Annotated in this window: 16 protein-coding genes; 10 read left to right on the plus strand and 6 right to left on the minus strand. The window is 68.3% G+C overall.

All coding sequences use genetic code 11. The annotated features are described in order from the left end of the window. The 4 genes from G020_RS0104120 (at nt 1) to arfB (ending at nt 3,255) form a co-directional block, all read left to right on the plus strand. On the plus strand, nt 1–798 hold the full coding sequence (locus tag G020_RS0104120) for a tetratricopeptide repeat protein (RefSeq protein ID WP_024328756.1): 798 nt from the start codon (nt 1–3) through the stop codon (nt 796–798). A gap of 92 nt (nt 799–890) precedes the next feature. Continuing rightward, nucleotides 891–2,483, plus strand: coding sequence for a peptide chain release factor 3 (locus G020_RS0104125; protein ID WP_018946902.1), 1,593 nt, complete (start codon nt 891–893; stop codon nt 2,481–2,483). Between the two features lie 35 nt (nt 2,484–2,518). After that, nucleotides 2,519–2,824 carry a hypothetical protein gene (locus G020_RS0104130; RefSeq protein ID WP_018946903.1) on the plus strand — a complete coding sequence of 102 codons (306 nt, stop codon included), beginning with the start codon at nt 2,519–2,521 and terminating at the stop codon, nt 2,822–2,824. Between the two features lie 8 nt (nt 2,825–2,832). After that, entirely contained in the window at nt 2,833–3,255 is a 423-nt protein-coding gene (gene arfB, locus G020_RS0104135; protein ID WP_018946904.1) for an alternative ribosome rescue aminoacyl-tRNA hydrolase ArfB, read from the plus strand. 5 nt (nt 3,256–3,260) lie between these two features. Here arfB and G020_RS0104140 read toward each other — a convergent pair whose 3' ends face one another. Genes G020_RS0104140 through G020_RS0104150 form a run of 3 tightly spaced genes read right to left on the minus strand, consistent with a single transcriptional unit; the run spans nt 3,261 to nt 7,911 of the window. Further along, nucleotides 3,261–5,618: a bifunctional diguanylate cyclase/phosphodiesterase gene (locus G020_RS0104140; RefSeq protein ID WP_024328757.1), complete on the minus strand. Its 2,358-nt coding sequence runs from the start codon at nt 5,616–5,618 to the stop codon at nt 3,261–3,263. A gap of 1 nt (nt 5,619) precedes the next feature. Further along, nucleotides 5,620–6,060: a rhodanese-like domain-containing protein gene (locus tag G020_RS0104145; protein ID WP_029681197.1), complete on the minus strand. Its 441-nt coding sequence runs from the start codon at nt 6,058–6,060 to the stop codon at nt 5,620–5,622. Between the two features lie 33 nt (nt 6,061–6,093). Continuing rightward, nucleotides 6,094–7,911 (minus strand): ABC transporter ATP-binding protein/permease, encoded by a 1,818-nt coding sequence (locus G020_RS0104150; RefSeq protein ID WP_024328759.1) that lies wholly within the window; start codon nt 7,909–7,911, stop codon nt 6,094–6,096. 102 nt (nt 7,912–8,013) lie between these two features. Between G020_RS0104150 and recQ the strand changes: the two genes are divergently transcribed. Further along, nucleotides 8,014–9,915 (plus strand): DNA helicase RecQ, encoded by a 1,902-nt coding sequence (recQ, locus tag G020_RS0104155; protein WP_018946908.1) that lies wholly within the window; start codon nt 8,014–8,016, stop codon nt 9,913–9,915. Between the two features lie 26 nt (nt 9,916–9,941). Further along, nucleotides 9,942–10,688 carry a DUF3581 family protein gene (locus G020_RS0104160; RefSeq protein WP_018946909.1) on the plus strand — a complete coding sequence of 249 codons (747 nt, stop codon included), beginning with the start codon at nt 9,942–9,944 and terminating at the stop codon, nt 10,686–10,688. 26 nt (nt 10,689–10,714) lie between these two features. Here the strand turns inward: G020_RS0104160 and G020_RS0104165 are convergent, their stop codons facing one another. Together G020_RS0104165 and G020_RS0104170 are read right to left on the minus strand one after the other, a co-directional pair. Continuing rightward, nucleotides 10,715–11,170 (minus strand): CZB domain-containing protein, encoded by a 456-nt coding sequence (locus G020_RS0104165; protein WP_029681198.1) that lies wholly within the window; start codon nt 11,168–11,170, stop codon nt 10,715–10,717. Nucleotides 11,171–11,404: 234 nt separating this feature from the next. After that, nucleotides 11,405–12,337 carry a carbohydrate kinase family protein gene (locus G020_RS0104170; RefSeq protein ID WP_018946911.1) on the minus strand — a complete coding sequence of 311 codons (933 nt, stop codon included), beginning with the start codon at nt 12,335–12,337 and terminating at the stop codon, nt 11,405–11,407. 246 nt (nt 12,338–12,583) lie between these two features. On the opposite strand from G020_RS0104170, the gene G020_RS15375 reads away from it, so the two are divergent. The 4 genes from G020_RS15375 to G020_RS0104190 all read left to right on the plus strand — a co-directional run bounded on the left by G020_RS15375 (nt 12,584) and on the right by G020_RS0104190 (nt 17,128). Then, nucleotides 12,584–12,760: a hypothetical protein gene (locus G020_RS15375; RefSeq protein ID WP_196800301.1), complete on the plus strand. Its 177-nt coding sequence runs from the start codon at nt 12,584–12,586 to the stop codon at nt 12,758–12,760. Further along, a complete protein-coding gene (locus tag G020_RS0104180) occupies nt 12,757–13,500 on the plus strand; it encodes an ABC transporter ATP-binding protein (protein ID WP_024328761.1) in 744 nt (247 codons plus the stop codon). Before G020_RS15375 ends, G020_RS0104180 begins: the two co-directional genes overlap by 4 nt. A 9-nt stretch (nt 13,501–13,509) precedes the next feature. Further along, nucleotides 13,510–15,873, plus strand: coding sequence for an ABC transporter permease (locus tag G020_RS0104185; protein WP_024328762.1), 2,364 nt, complete (start codon nt 13,510–13,512; stop codon nt 15,871–15,873). 61 nt (nt 15,874–15,934) lie between these two features. After that, the gene (locus tag G020_RS0104190) at nt 15,935–17,128 is read left to right on the plus strand and encodes an efflux RND transporter periplasmic adaptor subunit (protein WP_024328763.1); all 1,194 of its coding nucleotides are present in this window, start codon (nt 15,935–15,937) and stop codon (nt 17,126–17,128) included. 30 nt (nt 17,129–17,158) lie between these two features. Here the strand turns inward: G020_RS0104190 and acs are convergent, their stop codons facing one another. Next, on the minus strand, nt 17,159–19,117 hold the full coding sequence (acs, locus tag G020_RS0104195) for an acetate--CoA ligase (protein WP_024328764.1): 1,959 nt from the start codon (nt 19,115–19,117) through the stop codon (nt 17,159–17,161). Nucleotides 19,118–19,145 lie beyond the last annotated feature (28 nt).

Below are 19,145 nucleotides of genomic sequence, written 5' to 3' on the forward strand. Positions count from 1 at the left end.
ATGAAAAAGTCCCTTCTTGCCCTGGCCGCGGCCCTGCCGCTCGTGTTCACCGCCGGCCCCGCAGCGGCCACCGAATTCGGTTACGACGAAGCCGAACGTCAGCAGGAACTGCTGGGCGTCTGGTTCGGCATCCGTGAACGCAATGCGCAACGCGGCGACCGTGACGCGCAGTTCGACGTGGGCATGGCCCATTACACCGCGCGTGGCACCGAACAGGACGACGCGGCGGCGGCCGAATGGTTCGCGCGGGCCGCCGAGCAGGGGCATGCGCGCGCGCACTACTTCCTCGGCTACCTCCATGCCACCGGACGCGGGGTTCCCGTGGACGCGGAGAAAAGCGGCGAACACTACCGTCGCGCGGCGGAACTGGGCGACATGGATGCCCAGTATCACCTCGGGCGCGACCTGCTGGCGGATGAATCGGCCGATCCGGCCGAAGCCGCGGAATGGATCGAACGCGCCGCCGGTCAGGGGCTGGCCTCCGCCCAGTATCACTGGGGCTACCTGCTGGAGACCGGGCGCGGGGTCGAGCGTTCGGTGGACGACGCCGTCGAGTGGTACGTGCTCGCGGCGGAGCAGGGCAACGACCAGGCCCAGCGCGGGCTCGGGCGCCTGCACATGGCCGGCCGCGGCGTGAATCGTGACCGGATCCAGGCCTGGGTCTGGTACAGCCTCGGCGACGACGCCGAGCACGTGGAACGCCTGGAGTCCCGCATGAGCGAGGCCGAACTGGCGGCAGCGCGCGAGAGCCTCGCCGAACAGCGCACGGCCATGCGCACCGAGGCCGCCGTGCGCTGAACCGCTTGCGCGGTGGGCGAGGCCGCGCCGCCCAATGCGGCGGGCGGAATACGTTAGAATGTCGGGCTTTCTCCCCGTACGGGACCCGACCGATGTCCTTTGTCGACGAGACCGCCCGCCGCCGGACCTTTGCGATCATCTCGCATCCGGACGCGGGCAAGACCACCATGACCGAAAAGCTCCTGCTGTACGGCGGCGCGATCCAGCTCGCCGGTACGGTCAAGGGGCGCAAGTCCGCGCGCCACGCCACCTCCGACTGGATGGCGATGGAGCAGTCGCGCGGGATCTCGGTCACCTCCTCGGTGATGCAGTACCCCTACAAGGGGCGCATGGTGAACCTGCTGGATACCCCGGGGCATGCGGACTTTTCCGAGGATACCTACCGCACGCTGACCGCCGTGGATTCCGCGCTGATGGTCATCGACGCGGCCAAGGGCGTGGAGGACCGCACCATCAAGCTGATGGAGGTCTGCCGCCTGCGCGACACCCCGATCATGACCTTCGTCAACAAGATGGACCGCGAGGGGCGCGAACCGATCGAACTGCTGGACGAGGTCGAGGAGGTGCTGAAGATCCAGTGCGCCCCCGTCACCTGGCCGATCGGCAGCGGCAAGCGTTTCCGCGGCGTCTATCATATTCGCCGCGATGCGGTGCACTTGTACGACCCGGAGCAGGGCGGCAAGAAGTCCACCGGCGAGATCATCGAGGGCCTCGACAACCCGCGCCTCGACGAGGTCCTGGGGACCCAGGCCGAAGAGCTGCGCGAGGAACTGGAGCTGGTGCAGGGCGCCTCGCACGAGTTCGACCCGGACGCCTATCTGCGCGGTGAGCAGACCCCGGTATTCTTCGGCTCGGCGATCAACAACTTCGGCATCGAGGAGCTGCTGGACGACTTTGTCGAGTACGCCCCGGGGCCGTTGCCGCGTCCGACGTATTCGCGCAGGGTGGAACCCACCGAGGAGAAGTTCACCGGGTTCGTGTTCAAGATTCAGGCGAACATGGATCCCAATCACCGCGACCGCATCGCGTTCATGCGCATCTGTTCCGGCACCTTCGACAAGGGCGCGAAGCTGCGTCACGTGCGCATCGGGCGCGACGTGAAGGTTCCGGACGCGCTGACCTTCCTGGCCTCCGACCGCGAACACGTGGAGACCGCCTATCCCGGCGACATCATCGGCATCCACAACCACGGGACCATCCGCATCGGCGACACCTTTACCCAGGGCGAGGACCTGACGTTCAAGGGCATCCCCAACTTCGCGCCCGAGCTGTTCCGCCGTGCGCAGCTGAAGGATCCGCTGAAGATGAAGCAGCTGACCAAGGGGCTGCAGGAGCTGTGCGAGGAGGGCGCGACCCAGCTCTACCGCCCGCTGACGAACAACGACCTGATCCTGGGGGCGGTGGGGGTGCTGCAGTTCGACGTGGTCGCCGAACGCCTGCGCACCGAGTACAAGGTGGAGGCGCAGTTCGAGAACGTGAACGTGCAGACCGCGCGCTGGGTCGAAAGCGACGATCCGAAGAAACTGGCGGAGTTCAAGGAAAAGGCGGCGAACAACCTCGCCCTGGACCATGCCGGGGATCTGGTCTATATCGCTCCGACACGGGTCAATCTGCAGATGGCCGAGGAAAAATGGCCGGAGATCCGGTTCCTCGCCACCCGCGAGCACGGACAGCCGGGCGACTGACCCGCGCCGATCGCGGCGCGGCGCTGGAGGCAGCGATGATATTTCGACACCGGGCCGCACTGGCGGTCGTGATGGTTCTGGCCCTGGGGGGCTGCTCGCTGGAGACCGGGGAGCGCGGCGGCAACGGCTTCGAGCCGCGGCCGGGAACGGTCGAGGAGCTCGAGCCGTTCCATGCCTTCATCGACACCCGCCCGACCCCCGAGGAATTCCGGCGGGTCTATCCCGATGTGACGCTGGTGCTCCCGGGCGACATCGCCACGCACGAATACCGTACTGACAACAGCCGCTTTTTCGCCGAACTCGACGACGACGGCCGCATCGTCGACGGCGAGTTCCGCTGAGCCTCCCGATGCTGAAGATCTCCGGTAATGTGAGCATCCCCGACGCGGAGATCGAGCTGACGCCGATCCGCGCACAGGGCGCCGGCGGGCAGAACGTCAACAAGGTGGCCACCGCCATCCATCTCCGCTTCGACATCCATGCCTCCGCGAGCCTGCCCGAGGTCTATCGCGAACGCCTGCTGCGCCGGCGCGACCGGCGCATCACCCGTGACGGCGTGATCGTGATCAAGGCACAGCAGTACCGCACGCAGGAGGCCAATCGCGAGGATGCCCTGGAGCGCCTGGCCGAGCTGCTGCGCGAGGCCGGACAGCCGGTGAAGAAGCGGCGCCCGACGCGACCGCCCCGTGCCGCCAAACTGCGCCGGCTGGACGCCAAGACCCGCCGCGGGCGCAGGAAGGCCCTGCGCGGGCGCGTCGACCCCGGCGACTGAGCTCGTCAGGGCAGCAGCGCTTCCAGGCTTTGCGCGGGCATGGCGCGGTGGAACAGGAAGCCCTGGAAACGTCTGCAGCCGCGCTGTCCGAGGAAGTCCTGCTGGGCGGGCGTCTCGACCCCTTCGGCCACGACCTCCAGCCCCATGGTGCGAGCAATGGCGAGGATGGTGGTTACGATCTCGGCGTCGCCCGGATCGTGTTCGAGGTCGCGCACGAAGGAGCGGTCGATCTTCAGTTCGGTCACCGGCAACCTCTTGAGATAACCGAGCGACGAGTAGCCGGTGCCGAAATCGTCCAGTGCGAGGCCGATGCCCAGCGCCCGCAGCTCCTGCAGGTTGGTCATTAACTGTTCGGATTCGTCGGCCATCACGCTTTCGGTGATCTCCACGACCAGGCGTTGCGCCGGGGCACCGGTTTCGTCCAGCAGCTGGCGCACCTCGTCGAGCAGCCGGGCATCGCGCAGGTGCGGAGCGGAGAGATTGACCGCGAGCTGCAGGGCCTCGGCGCCGGGGATGTTGCGCCAGCGGGCCAGGTGCTCGCAGGCCTGGCGCAGGGCCACCCGGCCGATCGCGAGGATCTGACCGCTCTGCTCTGCCACGGGGATGAATTCGGCGGGTGAAACCTCCCGGGGATCGCCCGGGTTCCAGCGCATCAGGCCTTCGGCACCGATCAGGTGGCCGTCGGCGTCCACCTGCGGCTGCAGGTGAAGGAGCAGCTCATCGGCATCCAGTGCGTCCCGCAGGGCCCGTTCCAGTTCCGCCCGCCGCTGCAGCTGACGCTGCATCTCCGGGTCGTAGAAGCGCATTGTGTCGCGACCGTCATGCTTGGCCTGATACATCGCGAAATCCACCTGCTTGAGCAGTTCCTCGCTGGTGTCGCCGCCCTGCGGGAACACGGTGACGCCGATGCTGGCCTGGATGACATGCTGGATCCCGTCCAGTATCAGCGGCTCCCGAATATGGTCCAGCAATTTGGCGGCGAGCTTGCCGGCATCCGCGACCGCCTGATCCTGGTCGGGCTTGAGCTCTTCCAGCAGGACCACGAATTCGTCTCCACCGATGCGCGCCACCGTGTCCTGCAGGCGGACCTGTCCCTGCAGGCGCTGTGCGACCAGCGTCAGCAGCCGGTCGCCGACCGAATGGCCGCGAGTGTCGTTGAGGGTCTTGAAGTTGTCGAGGTCGATCAGCAGCAGGGCCGAGGGCCGCCCGGACTGTTCGGCGGCGCGGATGGCGTGGTCCAGGCGCTCGTGCAGCAGGCGGCGGTTGGCCAGGCCGGTCAGCGGATCGAGAAAGGCGAGGCGGGCGTCTTCTTCGACTTCCAGCATGCGCCGCAGCCGCTCCACCATGTCCAGAGTGGCGCCCTGGAGGGTGGCGACTTCCCGCAGCCGCGAATCGCGGCGGATGCGGGTGGTGAACCGTCCCTGGCCCACGTCCTCGAGAGTGGCCACCGCCTCGCGCAGCGGTCGCAGGGCGCGCCCCAGCCAGAAGTACAGCGCCCAGCCGATCAGGAGGAGGGCGACGATCGCCCCGGCGCGCGTGGCGTTGTTGATGAAGCGCTGGGTTGTAACCGAGTCGGTGATGTCGCGGATGACCACGATGTTGCCGGTGACGTCCTCGCCATCGAACGGGGTCAGCGGCAGGTGCACCGCGAGTTCATGACGTCCGGCGGCGGTCGTGCGTCGTGCCGCGGCCCGGTTCAGCATGGGGCCGGGGTTGGGCAGGGCCGCGGCGGGTGCGGTGTGTTCCACCCGCCCCCCGGCGTCCAGCAGCGCCGCGCGGGTATCCGCCTTGCCCGCCAGGGTGTCGAGGGCGGACCCGGCCAGCGATTGCAGCGGCACGACCACGCCGACCAGCTGCCCCTGGTCGTACAGCGGGATGGTCAGGCCGGCGAAATAACGCCCCTCCGGAGTGCGGTGCAGGCCCTGGTGGATGCGGCCGTCGTCCAGCGTGGCACGAGCCAGCGGACACTCGGTGGAATCCTCGAGAACGGAGGCAAAGCGGCGTTCGCCTTCGGCGTCATAAATGACCAGGCCGCTGGCGACGCCCGCGGCGGTCAGTCGGTTGTGCAGCGGGTCGGCATAGCCCGCCACCGGTTCGTCGCCGGCAAGCGCCTCGCGCAGCGCCCGGTTGCGGGTGACCGCGGTGGCTTCGCTGCGCAGCGCCTGCAGTTCGGCCCCCAGCACCTGTTGCCAGGCGGCTTCCTGGGTTTCCATGGCAAAGTGGTCGAGCCGCTGGTCCGCCTGCTGCAGGGCCAGGTGGGCGCCGGTAGCCAGCGCGGCAGCCAGCAGGGCCAGGCCGGTGAAAACAGCCAGAGCAATCGCTGTTCGCAGCCGAATCACCCGCGCCTCCGCTCCGGACTCCATCTCATTCGAAGGGGTAGTTCCGGCGGCTCCACTCGGGGTAGCCACCGGGGAAGTAGTGGAGGTCGTCGAAGCCCCATTCCAGTGCGCGGCGGATGGCGGCCTCGGTGCGCCAGCAGTCGAATTCGTTGCAGTAGAGGGCCACCGGCCGGTCCCGGCCTCCGGCGACTTCGAGCAGGGCCTCGCGGGTGAAGCGGTTCCGCGGGTCGTCGGCGTCGCGCATGATGGTCAGGTTGATGGCTCCGGGAATGCGGCCGGCGCGATAATCCGCGGCCAGCCGCACGTCCACGAACGGCACCTCTTCGCGAAACAGTCTCCAGGCGTCGTCCGCATCGATCCGGGTGGTGTCCGCGATGGATTCCGGGGCCCGGTAATCGTCATCGGCATCGGCGGTCGCAACCGTCAGGGCCAGCAGACACCAGAGCAGGAGGATCGGGGGGTTCATCGCCACCGCGGTTCACGAGTTTTGAGAAATGTATCACGAGTTGTCGGTGAATTCCGAGGCGTCACCGGCCTCGGACTGCTGGTGGTGCCACAGGCGGGCATAGGTGCCGTTGCGGGCGAGGAGTTCCCGGTGGGTGCCGGTTTCGACGACCCGCCCCTGGTCCAGGACCACGATGCGGTCGGCGTGTTTCACCGTGGAGAGGCGGTGGGCGATCACCAGTGTCGTGCGGCGCGCGGAGACCTCGTCCAGCGCCTGCAGGATGCCCTTCTCGGTGTCCGAGTCCAGCGAGGAGGTGGCTTCGTCGAACACCAGGATGGGCGGGTCCTTCAGCAGCATGCGGGCGATCGCGATGCGCTGTTTCTCGCCGCCGGACACCTTCAGGCCGCGTTCGCCGACCACCGTGTCCAGGCCATCGGGCAGACGCGCGATGAACCCTTCCAGATGCGCCAGGCGCGCCACCCGCTCGATCGCCGCGTCACTGGCGGACGGATCGCCGTAGGCGATGTTGTAACGGATGGTGTCGTTGAACAGCACGGTGTCCTGCGGAACCATGCCGATCGCCCGGCGCACGCTGGCCTGGGTCACGTCGCGCAGGTCCTGACCATCGATGGTGATGCGCCCGCCGGTAACGTCGTAGAAGCGGAACAGCAGGCGTGACAGGGTCGATTTGCCGGCCCCGCTGGGGCCGACCACCGCGACCCGTTTCCCGGCCGGCAGGTCGATGGTCACGTTCTCGAGGATCGGTCGGTCCGGCTGGTAGTGGAAATCCACGTGCTCGAAGCGCACGTGCCCGGCGCCGACCTCCAGGTCCGGGGCATCAGGCCGGTCCTCGACCTGCACGGGCTTCTCCAGTAGCCCGAACAGGCGCTCGATGTTGGCCAGCGACTGACGGATCTCGCGATAGACGAAACCGAGGAAATTCAGCGGAATGAACAGCTGGATCATGTAGGCGTTGACCATCACCAGGTCGCCCAGCGACATCGAGCCGTCGGCCACCCGCGCGGCGGCGAGCAGCATCATCACCGTGATGGCTACCGCGATGATCAGGGCCTGCCCGGAGTTCAGCAGCACCAGCGACAGCACGTTCTTCGTGCGTGCCTGCTCCCAGGCCGCCAGTCCGCGGTCGTAGCGTTCGGCCTCGTAATCTTCGTTACCGAAGTACTTGACCGTTTCGTAGTTGAGCAGGCTGTCGATCGCCCGGGTATTGGATTCGTTGTCGCGCTGGTTGGCCTCGCGCACGAAGCGCGTGCGCCACTCGGTGATCCAGATGGAGAAGGCTGCGTAGACCGCCACCGCGATCAGCACGGTGAACATGAACACCGGCCCCACGGCGAACAGCAGGATGACGGCCACCAGCAGGATCTCGATCAGCGTCGGCAGGATGTTGAACACCATGAAGCGCAGCAGGAAGCTCATGCCGCTGGTGCCGCGCTCGATGTCGCGGGCCAGGCCGCCGGTCTCGCGTGCCAGATGGAACCCCAGCTCCAGCCGGTGCAGGTGCTGGAAGACCCGCAGCGAGGCGCGCCGCATCGCGCGTTCGGCCACGCGCACAAAGACCGCGTCGCGCAGCTCGCCGAAGAAGGTCCCGCCAAAGCGCAGCAGACCGTAGCCCAGCACCAGCGCTACCGGCACGGTCACCAGGGCCTCCGCGCCGGCCTCCTCGAAATGCTCGACGATGTATTTCAGCGCGATCGGCACCGTCACGGTGGCCAGCTTGGCCAGCGCCATCAGCCCCAGCGCGAGGAACATCCGCCCGCGGAACTCGGACAGGTAGGGCAGCAGGCTGCGGACGATGCGCCAGTTGACCGCGTTGTCGGGGGCGTCGTGGACCGAAGAGCCGAAACCGCGCATGGAAAGTCACCCGGATGAAGGGAGCGCGTAGCCTACTATGCACACCGGGAAGCTGCCCGTTCTTGCGCCCGGCGCGGGGCCTGGGGCAGTCTGAACAGCTTCATGGCAACGCAGGTGGACCGTCCGGTGGAAGGGAATCAGACCGCAGCAACACCGGCGCAGGGAAGCGCCCCGGAAACCATCCTGCGCGAGACGTTTGGCTACCAGGCCTTTCGCGGACAGCAGCAGGCGGTGGTGGAGCATGTCGCCGGGGGCGGCGACGCCCTGGTGCTGATGCCCACCGGAGGGGGCAAGTCGCTCTGCTACCAGATCCCGGCACTGGCGCGGCGTGGCTGCGCCATCGTCATCTCGCCCCTGATCGCGCTGATGCAGGACCAGGTGCAGGCCCTGCGGCAGAACGGCGTGGCCGCGGCCGGGCTGGATTCGGGGCAGGACGAGGCCACCGCGCGCGGCGTGCTGGCGGCGCTGCATGCCGGGGAGCTGGATCTGCTTTATCTCTCTCCGGAACGGCTGTTCGCCCCCGGGATGCTGGATCGCCTGGAAGGGCTGGAGCTGGCGCTGTTCGCGATCGACGAGGCGCATTGCGTATCCCAGTGGGGGCACGATTTCCGTCCCGAGTACGGGCGCCTGGCGGTGCTGGCGGAGCGTTTCCCGTCGGTGCCGCGCATCGCCCTGACCGCCACCGCGGACGAACCCACGCGCGAGGAGATCCGCGAGCGCCTGCGCCTGGAGTCGGCGCGGATGTTTGTCAGTTCCTTCGATCGGCCCAACATCCGCTACCGGGTCGGGGCCGCCGACGGATCGTCCGGCCCGCCGCGCGAGCGCCTGCTGCGCTTCATCCGCGAGGAACACCCGGGCGAGGCGGGCATCGTTTACTGCCTGTCGCGGCGCAAGGTGGACGAAACCGCCGAATGGCTGGCGGCGCGCGGCGTGACCGCGCTTCCCTATCACGCCGGCTTGCCGGCGGCGACGCGCGCCGAGCACCAGCGTCGCTTCCTGCGCGAGGATGGCGTGGTGATGGTCGCGACCATTGCCTTCGGCATGGGCATCGACAAGCCGGACGTGCGCTTTGTCGCCCATCTGAGTCTTCCCAAGAGCCTGGAGGGCTACTACCAGGAGACCGGCCGTGCCGGACGCGACGGGCTGCCGGCCGATGCCTGGATGCTCTACGGGCTGCAGGACGTGGTCACGCTGCGGCAGATGCTGCAGGACTCGGATGCCGGCGAGGAGCGCCAGCGAATCGAGCAGCAGAAGCTGGAGGCGATGCTGGGCTTCAGCGAACTGACCACCTGCCGCCGTCAGGCCCTGCTCGCGTGGTTCGGCGAGACCCTGCCCGAGCCCTGCGGTTACTGCGACAACTGCCAGGACCCGCCGGCCACCTGGGATGCCACGGTGGCGGCGCAGAAGCTGCTTTCATGCATCTACCGCACCGGCGAGCGCTTCGGCGCCGGTCACGTGATTGCGGTCCTGCGCGGCAGCCGCAGCGAGCGGCTCACCCGCCTCGGCCACGACCGGCTGAGCACCTTCGGGATCGGGACCGAACTGGATGAGCGCCAGTGGCGCGGCATGGTGCGCCAGCTGCTGGCGCGCGGCCTGCTGCGTCTGGATCCCGAGGGTTACGGCGGGCTGCGGCTGGATCCCGCCTGCCGCGGCGTACTGCGTGGCGAGGAAGCCCTGCATCTGCGCCACGAGGCCGCCGCCGGGGGGCGTCCCGCGCCCGCCTCGCGCCGCGAGACGGCGCGTTCGGTCGCCGGTCTGGATGCGGAAGACCGGGCCTTGTGGGACACTCTGCGCAGGCTGCGTCAGAAACTCGCGGCGGACCAGGGCGTGCCGCCCTACGTGATCTTCAACGACGCCACCCTGCTGGAGATGGTGGCCGGCATGCCGCGTACCCCCGATGAGCTGCTGGGCATCTCCGGGGTCGGGCAGCACAAGCTGGATCGCTACGGCGAGGCCTTTCTGGCGGCGATCCGCGAACACCTGGGACTGGAAGTCCGGGAATAACGAGAACGAAGTTCGGGGAGAGTCGAGTGACCCGCATATCATTTCTGGAAGATTTCTACCGCTATCAGGACGGGCAGCTCGTGGTGACCCCGGAGCAGGGGAGCCGGTTTGCCAAGGCCGTGGCCGGGGACTTCAACCCCATCCATGACGCCGATTCGCGGCGGTTCTGCGTACCCGGTGATCTGCTTTTCGCCCTGGCGCTGGACGCCTGGGGCGCCAGTGCCTCGATGAACTTTCGCTTTACCGGCATGGTGGGTGGTAACGCCCCGGTATATTTCCCGGAGACGCCCGGCGAACAGGTGGCGATTACCGACGAAAACGGCAAGAGCGTGGTCGAGATCGAGCGTTCGGGAGCGGTGGTCGATGACCCGGCCGCGATCGAGTCGCTGATCCGCAGCTACGTGTCGTTCTCCGGGCAGAATTTTCCGCACGTGCTGGTGCCGCTGATGCGCGAGCATCAAGTGATGGTGAACCCCAAACGCCCGCTGGTGATGTACGAGCGCATGGGGTTCGAGCTGCCCGAACCGCTGGCGGCCGCGGACGCGCGGCCCGAACCGCGCCTGAAGGACGCGGTCATGACGGTCAATGGCAAGCGCGGCGAGATCCGGCTCGACTACGAACTGGTGACCGACGGTGCGGTGGTCGCCCGTGGCAGCAAGCACCTGGTCCTGAGTGGCCTGCGGCCGTTCGACGAGGCCGATGTCGAGCAGCTGGTCGCGGACTACGAGGGCTGGAAGGCGGCCTGGGCGCAGTCGGGGTCGGCGACCGCCTGAGAATCCGGGCGGCCGCCGGTGCCGCCTCAGGCGCGCACCGCCTCCGCGAACTGCTCTTCTTCCATCTCCCGGATCTTCCTCTCCAGCGCGTCGAGGTGGTGCACCACGCTGCGCGAGGCCTCCTCCAGTGCCTCCATGTGCATCCGGATCAGCGGTTCGTTCCGCTCGTGCTGGCGCCGGGCGAAACCCAGCAGTTTCGAAAACATCGAGGCGTTCTCTTCCTCGGTGACCAGCTTGAAGATCTCGGCGTACGCCTGATGCAGGTGGCGGTGGGCCTCGTCGATCGATTCGAACTCGGGAAAATCGTTGAGCGCCTGCCCGTCACTGAAATACCACTGCCCGAACGGGCAGTCGGTGTGCAGCACGGGGATCTGATCCTTTTCCACCGGTACGCCCTGGGTGAGAAGTTCGGCGCGGCCGACCCAGGCGAGGTGGGCACGTTTGGCCTGGTGCAGACGGTCCAGGACTTCCTGCTTTTCCATGTCGTTGTCCTCGTCAATGAGCACGATTCCGGGCGAAGGCCGGAAATTGATCCCACACTAGCAAAGTCCATTTGATTATTGAAGGAATAGGCGTGCATTCATGTTGCACGCGCCTGCATGTTCTCCGGGGGGCGGGACCCTCGGGCCCAAAAAAGCCCGGGTCCCCCAAGGGGAGCCCGGGCCGGAAGCTCGCCGGAATCCGGCCATCGCGGCCGGATCCGGTGAGGGGCTGCCTCAGTAGCGGTAGCCGAAGGCCTTCTCGAACTTGTCGGCGAATTCCTCGGCCGAGAAGTGGTGGTTCTGGGTGCCGGAGTGGGCGATCTTGATGGAGCCGATCAGCGACGCGATGCGGCCGGTCGTCTCCCAATCAAAGCCCTTCTCCAGGCCGAACAGCAGGCCGGCACGGTAGGCGTCGCCGCAGCCGGTCGGGTCCTTGATCGCGGCCGGTTCCACCGACGGGATGGTGATCTTCTTGCCGCCGGTGTAGATGTCGGAGCCGTCGCCGCCACGGGTGACGATCATCGCGTCCACCATCTCCGCCAGCTGCTCCATGCTCATGCCGGTGCGATCGGCGGTCAGCTGCGCCTCGTAGTCATTGAACGCGGCATAGGTGGCGTTCTCCATGAAGCGCTTCAGGTCGTCGCCGTCGAACATCGGCAGGCCCTGGCCCGGGTCGAACATGAACGGGATGCCGGCATCGGCGAACTGCTGGGCGTGCTCGATCATGCCGTCACGGCCGTCCGGCGAGACGATGCCGACCTTGATGCCGTCGGCGTCGGTGACCTTCTGCTGGTGTGAGAAGCCCATCGCGCCCGGATGGAAGGCGGTGATCTGGTTGTCGTCCTGGTCGGTGGTGATGAAGGCCTGACCGGTGTAGGTGTCCCGCAGCTCCTTCACGAACTTGCGCGAGATGCCGTGCTTGTCCATCCAGTCGGCGTAGGGGGCGAAATCGCCGCCCACGGTGGCCATCACGGTCGGATCGGCGCCCAGCAGCTTCATGTTGTAGGCGATGTTGCCGGCGCAGCCGCCGAACTCGCGACGCATGTCCGGGACCAGGAAGGACACATTCAGCATGTGCACCTTGTCCGGGAGGATGTGGTTCTTGAAGCGGTCGGGGAACACCATGATGGTGTCGTAGGCCATGGACCCACAGATCAGAGCGGACATGTTGACTCCTTGCGTTGTTGAAGCGGTTCGGATGATGCCGATGTGGCGTCAAAACGGCCCTGCGGCGCGCGATTGCGGGGTGCGCGGCGCGTCTGCGGCGGGCCGGACGGTGCGCACAGGGTAAATATTTGGGCGCAAAACAACAAATCGGGGTCTCGCGCAACTCGCGATGAGGGGGGCGGGGCGCCGCCATGTGGGGGCCTTTGTGGCAGCATTGGGGTATTGCCGCGAGCGAGGGCCTGTCCGATGAAACCACGCATCCTGATCCCGATCCTGATCCTCCTGCTGTTGCTGCTGAGCCTGTGGTCGGCGGGTCTGGACGGCAACGGCGGCGGTCTGCTGCCGGGTGCGCCGGACAGCGGGGCGGCCCCGGCGGCTGAACCTCCGGCCCCGGTGGCGCGGGTAACGTCGATTCAGAAGTGAACGCCATCGTGGCTCCGGCCGCCGGTTCCGGCCGGCGTGAGGTCATCTTCCATGCGAGCGGGGTGACCCGGGTCTATCTCATGGGCGAGGTCACCATCCGGGCGCTGCGTGGGGTGGACCTGGAGGTCTACGCCGGCGAGCTGGTAGTGATGCTGGGCGCGTCGGGCTCCGGCAAGTCGACGCTGCTGAACATCATGGGCGGGCTGGATACCGCGTCCGAGGGCGAGGTGCGCTACCGCGACCAGGATCTGGCGCAGGCCTCCGAGCGCACGCTGACGGCCTTTCGCCGCGACCATGTGGGCTTCGTGTTCCAGTTCTACAACCTGATCGCCAGTCTGACCGCGCGCGAGAACGTGGCCATCGTCACCGAGATCTCGCGCGATCCGATGCCGCCGGAGGAGGCGCTGGCGCTGGTGGGGCTGGAGGACCGCATGGACCACTTTCCGTCGCAGCTCTCCGGCGGCGAGCAGCAGCGTGTGGCCATCGCCCGCGCGATCGCCAAGCAGCCGGCGGTGCTGCTGTGCGACGAGCCCACCGGCGCGCTGGACTCGCAGACCGGGATCCGCGTGCTGGAGGTGCTGGCGCACATCAACGAGCGGCTGAACACCACGGTCGCGATCATCACCCACAACGCGGTCATCGGCGAGATGGCCGACCGGGTAATCCATCTGCGCGATGGCCGGGTCGATTCCATCGAGGAGAACCCGCAGCGCGCGGACCCGGCCACCCTGCGGTGGTGACGCGTACCCGTGCGCACCCTGCATCTCAAGGTCCTGCGCGATCTCGCCCGGCTGCGCGGACAGGCGGCGGCGATCGCGCTGGTCATCGCCAGCGGGGTGCTGACCCTGGTGTTCTCGGTGATGGGCCATGACGCACTGAGCCTGACGCAGGAACGTTTCTACGCCGAGCGCCACTTTGCCGATGTCTTCGCCGAGGTGAACCGGGCCCCGCGGCGGGTCGCCGATCCGCTGCGCGAGATCCCCGGGGTGGCCGAGGTGGAGCCGCGGGTGCGCGCGCCGGCGCGGCTGGAACTGGACGGCTTCGACGACCCGATCCGTGGCCAGGTGCTGTCGCTGCCGGACGGGCGCCAGCCGGCCCTCAACCAGCTGCACCTGCGCGAGGGACGCCTGCCGGAACGGGCCCGCTCCGACGAGGTGGTGGTCAGCGACGGCTTCGCCGAGGCCCACGGGCTGGTCGCCGGGGACGCGCTGCGGCTGATCATCGGGGGGCGGCTGGTGGAGGTGCGCGTCAGCGGCATCGCACTGTCGCCTGAGTTCATCTACCAGGTCTCGCCGGGGCATCTGATGCCGGACTACGAGCGCTACGCGATCCTGTGGATGAACGAAAGCGCGCTGGCTGCCGCCTGGGGCATGGAAGGGGCGTTCAACAGCCTGAGCGTGAGCCTGCAGCGCGATGCCGACCGCGCGGCGGTGATCGACGCGCTGGACGTTGCCCTCGCGCGCTATGGCAGCACCGGCGCCCATGGCCGCGACGAGCTGTTCTCGCACGAGTTCGTCACCCTGGAGATCCAGCAGCTGGGCATCATGGCGGTGGTGGTGCCGGCGATTTTCCTGCTGGTCTCGGCGTTTCTGCTGCACGTGGTGATGGGGCGCATCATCCGCGGGCAGCGCGACCAGATCGCGATCCTCAAGGCGTTCGGCTACGGCAACCTCGCGATCGCGTGGCATTACGTGCTGCTGACGGCGCTGATCGTGCTGGCGGGCAGTGTCGCGGGGATCGCCCTGGGGGCGTGGACCGCGCACGCCCTGGTCGATCTGTACATGGAGTACTTCCGTTTTCCGGAGCTGAGCTTTCGCCTGCAGGGCTGGCTGGTGCTGCTGGCGCTGGGGGTGGCGATGGTTGCGGCCCTGCTGGGCACCCTGCAGGCGGTGTGGCAGGCGGTGCGCATGCAGCCGGCGGAGGCGATGCGCCCGCCGGCACCCGAACGCTTCCGTCGCGGCTGGCTGGAGGGTTCGGCGCTGATGCGGGGGCTGGGGCAGTCCTCCCGCATCATCCTGCGCAATCTCGCGCGCCACCGGCTCAAGGCACTGGCGTCGGTGATCGGGATCGGCCTGTCCGGCGGGCTGCTGCTGATCGGGGCCTATCAGCTGCAGGCGGTCAGCCACATGATCGACCAGCAGTACCGCATGACGCTGCAGATGGATGTCGACGTGGCGTTTACCGATCCGGTGCCGCCGCGGGTGGCGGGGGAACTGCGCCACGAGCCGGGCGTGCTGGCGGTGGAGACCTGGCGCAGTGCGCCGGTGCGCCTGCATGCCGGGGCGCGCAGCGAACGCATCGGGCTGTTGGGGATGGACCCGGAGCCGCGCCTGCGCCGTTTGCCCTCCGCGCAGGCCGGGGAGACCGGTCTGCCCGCCGCGGGCGTGGTGCTGACCGACTATCTCGCCGACCAGCTGGGGCTGGAGGCCGGCGATGCGCTGGAGATCGAGTTCCTGGAAGGTCGCCGGCGCACGGTCACCACGCAGCTGGCCGGCGTGGTCGACGAGCCGATGGGTACCGGGGCCTATATCCGGCGCGATGCGCTGCATCGGCTGAAGGGCGAGGGTCCGGCGGTGACCGGCGCCTGGCTGCTGGTCGACTCCGAATACGAAGACGCGCTGTATGCCTCGCTGTCCGAACAACCCGAGGTGGCCAGCGTGGAGCGGGTGCGCGAGGCCGAGGCCAACGTGCGCGAATACATGGAGGAAACGGTGCTCGCGTTCGCGGCGGTATTCGTGCTGCTGGCCGGGTCGATCGCCTTCGCGGTGACCTACAACAACGCCCGCATCGCGTATGCCGAGCGCGAACGCGAGCTGGCCACGCTGGAGGTGCTGGGCTATTCGCGGGCGCAGGTCAGCTGGGTCCTGCTGGGCGAGATCGCGCTGGTCAGCCTGGCCGCCATCCCGGTGGCCTGGGCCAGCGGTACCGGGTTCGCCTGGCTGCTGAACCAGGCCCTGACGCTGGAATTCGTGCGCCTGCCGTTCATCATCACGCCGCAGCTGTACGGCTTCGCCGCGCTGGGGGTCATCGTGGCCTCCACGCTGTCCGGCCTGCTGATCCTGCGCCGGCTGCGCGGCCTGGACCGCGTGCAGGCCCTGAAGGCCGCGGAATGACCCGCGGTGTCCGGAACGCTCGTCTGCGGCGCGCGAGCGCGGGATCTGCGAGACTGAGGAAATGGCGTTGAAGAAGCGAATCACGGCGGGACTGGTGGTGCTGGCGGGGGCGGCCGCGCTGGTGTGGGCGCTGAGCCCGCGGCCGGTCGCGGTGGCGGTCAGCGAGGTGGAGTCCGGGCCGTTCACCGAGACCCTGCGCGAGGAGGGGCGCACGCGGCTGCGCGATACCTGGGAGGTGTCGGCGCCGATCGCGGGGTTCCTGCATCGCGTGCACCTGGAAGAGGGCGATGCGGTAGCCGCCGGCGATGAACTGTTCCGCATGGAGCCGCTGCCGGCGCCGGGGCTGGATGCGCGCTCGCGCGAGCAGGCCCGCGAGCACCTGGCCGCGGCACGCTCGCGTCTGCAGGGGGCGCGGGCCAGCCTCGAGGAACTGCGGGCCGAGGCGCGGCTGGCGGAATCGGAGTACCGGCGTCACCGCGAACTGTTCGAGGACGGGGCAGTGTCCGCCAGCGACCTGGAGCGGGTGGAGACCCGGCGTGATCGTGCCCGCTCGGCGGTGGAGGCGGGCGAGTCGGCGGTGGAGGTCGCACGCAGCGAGGTCGAGGCGGCGCGGGTGGTCCTCGACATCGCCACCGGCGAACGCAGCGAGGACGAAACCGAATCGCTGGCCGTGCGTGCGCCGGTCGGCGGCGTGGTGCTGCACCGGCATCGCTGCTGCGAAGGCTCGGTCGCGGCCGGCGAACCGGTACTCGAGCTCGGGGACCCGGCGGATCTGGAGGTGCAGGTGGACCTGCTGTCGATGGATGCGGTGCGGGTAACGCCGGACATGCGTGTGCGTCTGACCGACTGGGGCGGCGATGAGGCGCTGGAGGCCCGGGTGCGCCGGCTTGAGCCGGCCGGCTTCACGCGGACCTCGGCGCTGGGGGTGGACGAGCAGCGCGTGCCGGTCCTGCTCGAAGTGGATGCGGAAGAGGCCCGCAAGGCGGGGCTGGTGGTGGGCTACCACGTGGAGGCCGAGTTCCTGCTGTGGGAAGGCGAGGACGTGTTGCAGATCCCCACCAGTGCCCTGTTCCGCGAGGACGGGGAATGGGCGGTGTTCGTGGTGGAGGAAGGCCGGGCGCAGCCGCGCCGGGTCGAGGTCGGCCGCCGCAGCAACTTCACCACGCAGATCCGCGAGGGTCTGGAGGCCGGGGACCGGGTGGTGACCCGCCCCGGGGATCATGTGGAGGCGGGGGCCCGGGTGGCCCCCGACTGAATGCGGGTGTGCTGAGTCCGGGCGTGGCCGTCAGGCCTTGCCCTGCAGCTGCGGGATGACCGCCTCGTTCTCCAGGGTGGAGGTGTCCGAGGTGATCTCCTCGCCCTTGGCGATGGAGCGCAGCAGGCGCCGCATGATCTTGCCGGAACGGGTCTTGGGCAGGCCGTCGGCGAAGCGGATGTCGTCGGGCTTGGCGATCGGGCCGATCTGCTCGCCCACCCATTCGCGCAGTTCCTTGACCATCTTTTCGGCTTCCTCGCCGGTCAGGCGGTCACTCTGGAGGATGACGAAGGCGACGATGGCCTCGCCCTTCACATCGTGTGGACGGCCGACCACCGCGGCTTCGGCGACTTCCTGGTGGGCCACCAGTGCGGATTCGACTTCCATGGTCCCCATGCGGTGCCCGGAGACGTTGAGGACGTCGTCGATGCGGCCCATGATCCAGAAGTTGCCTTCCGCGTCGCGGCGCGCGGAGTCGCCGGCGAGGTAGTACTTGCCGCCGAACTTGGGCCAGTAGGTGTCCTTGTAGCGCTGGTCGTCGCCCCACACGGTGCGCAGCATGGACGGCCAGGGCTTCTTGATGACCAGGTAGCCGCCCTCGTCGGCGCCCAGGCTGTTGCCGTCCTCGTCCACTACGTCGGCGTCGATACCCGGAAGGGCGCGGGTGCAGGAGCCCGGGACCAGGGTGGTGGCGCCGGGGATCGGGGCGATCATGTTGGCGCCGGTCTCGGTCTGCCACCAGGTGTCCACGATGGGGCAGCGCTCGCCGCCGACCTCGCGGTAGTACCACATCCACGCCTCGGGGTTGATGGGTTCGCCCACGGTGCCCAGCAGGCGCAGTTTCGACAGGTCGTACTGCTCGGGCAGCTCGGGGCCGGCCTTCATCAGCGCGCGGATGGCGGTGGGGGCGGTATAGAACACGGTCACGCCGTGGTCCTGGCACATCTTCCACCAGCGCCCGGCGTCCGGAACGGTGGGCACGCCCTCGTAGACCACCTGCGTCGCGCCCACCGCCAGCGGGCCGTAGGCGACGTAGGTGTGGCCGGTGATCCAGCCGACGTCGGCAGTGCACCAGAAGATATCGTCGCCCTGCAGATCGAACACCCATTCGTTGGTGATGATCGCGCCCAGCAGGTAGCCGGCGCTGGAGTGCTGGATGCCCTTGGGCTTGCCGGTGGAGCCGGAGGTGTAGAGCAGGAACAGCGGGTGTTCGGATTCCACCCATTCCGGTTCGCAGTCGACCGATTCGCCGTCCACCGCCTCTTCCCACCAGACGTCGCGGCCTTCGTGCATGGTCACGTCGTTGCCGGCGCGCCGGCAGACGATGACCTTCTCGACCTCGGCGGGGTTGCTGGCCAGCGCCTTGTCCACGCCCGCCTTCAGGCCCACGACCTTGCCGCCGCGCTCGCCGCCGTCGGCGGTGATGATGACGGTGGCGCCGGAGTCCACCACGCGGTCGCGCAGCGCATCCGCGGAGAAGCCGCCGAACACCACCGAGTGGATCGCGCCGATGCGGGCGCAGGCCTGCATGGCGATCACGGCCTCGGCGTTCATGGGCATGTAGATGACCACGCGATCGCCCTTCTCCACGCCCATGCCCTTGAGGGCATTGGCCAGCTTGCCGACCTCGTTGTAGAGCTCGCGGTAGGTGAGGTTGCGGGTATCGCCGTTTTCGGCCTCGAAGCGGATCGCGGTCTTGTTGCCGCGGGCCTCCAGGTGGCGGTCGATGCAGTTGTAGGAGACGTTCATGCGCCCGTCGGCGAACCAGCGGAAATGCGGGGCGTTCGAGCTGTCCAGGCCCTCGGTGAAGTCGGTCTGCCAGTCGATCTTCTGCCGGGCCAGATCGCACCAGAACCCCTCGTAGTCGGCCCGCGCCTTGTTGTGCAGGGCCTCCACGTCCTCCGGCTTCAGCCGGGCGTTCGCGGTGAATGCCGCCGGCGGATCGAAATGGCGGGTCTCGGTCAGGGTGGACTCGATGGTGTCGCTCATGCGGGCCTCCATGTTCTGCGTGGTTCCA

It is taken from the genome of Thioalkalivibrio sp. ALR17-21, from assembly GCF_000420185.1.
GTDB classification, from domain to species: domain Bacteria; phylum Pseudomonadota; class Gammaproteobacteria; order Ectothiorhodospirales; family Ectothiorhodospiraceae; genus Thioalkalivibrio; species Thioalkalivibrio halophilus.

Bases quoted from the DNA above. Each gene is read 5' to 3' on its own strand.
- G020_RS0104140 (WP_024328757.1), bottom strand. From the start codon at position 5,618: ATGGAGTCCGGAGCGGAGGCGCGGGTGATTCGGCTGCGAACAGCGATT.
- G020_RS0104130 (WP_018946903.1), top strand. From the start codon at position 2,519: ATGATATTTCGACACCGGGCCGCACTGGCGGTCGTGATGGTTCTGGCC.
- G020_RS0104120 (WP_024328756.1), top strand. From the start codon at position 1: ATGAAAAAGTCCCTTCTTGCCCTGGCCGCGGCCCTGCCGCTCGTGTTC.
- G020_RS15375 (WP_196800301.1), top strand. From the start codon at position 12,584: ATGAAACCACGCATCCTGATCCCGATCCTGATCCTCCTGCTGTTGCTG.
- arfB (WP_018946904.1), top strand. From the start codon at position 2,833: ATGCTGAAGATCTCCGGTAATGTGAGCATCCCCGACGCGGAGATCGAG.
- G020_RS0104170 (WP_018946911.1), bottom strand. From the start codon at position 12,337: ATGTCCGCTCTGATCTGTGGGTCCATGGCCTACGACACCATCATGGTG.
- G020_RS0104125 (WP_018946902.1), top strand. From the start codon at position 891: ATGTCCTTTGTCGACGAGACCGCCCGCCGCCGGACCTTTGCGATCATC.
- G020_RS0104150 (WP_024328759.1), bottom strand. From the start codon at position 7,911: ATGCGCGGTTTCGGCTCTTCGGTCCACGACGCCCCCGACAACGCGGTC.
- G020_RS0104145 (WP_029681197.1), bottom strand. From the start codon at position 6,060: ATGAACCCCCCGATCCTCCTGCTCTGGTGTCTGCTGGCCCTGACGGTT.
- G020_RS0104165 (WP_029681198.1), bottom strand. From the start codon at position 11,170: ATGGAAAAGCAGGAAGTCCTGGACCGTCTGCACCAGGCCAAACGTGCC.
- recQ (WP_018946908.1), top strand. From the start codon at position 8,014: ATGGCAACGCAGGTGGACCGTCCGGTGGAAGGGAATCAGACCGCAGCA.
- G020_RS0104190 (WP_024328763.1), top strand. From the start codon at position 15,935: ATGGCGTTGAAGAAGCGAATCACGGCGGGACTGGTGGTGCTGGCGGGG.
- acs (WP_024328764.1), bottom strand. From the start codon at position 19,117: ATGAGCGACACCATCGAGTCCACCCTGACCGAGACCCGCCATTTCGAT.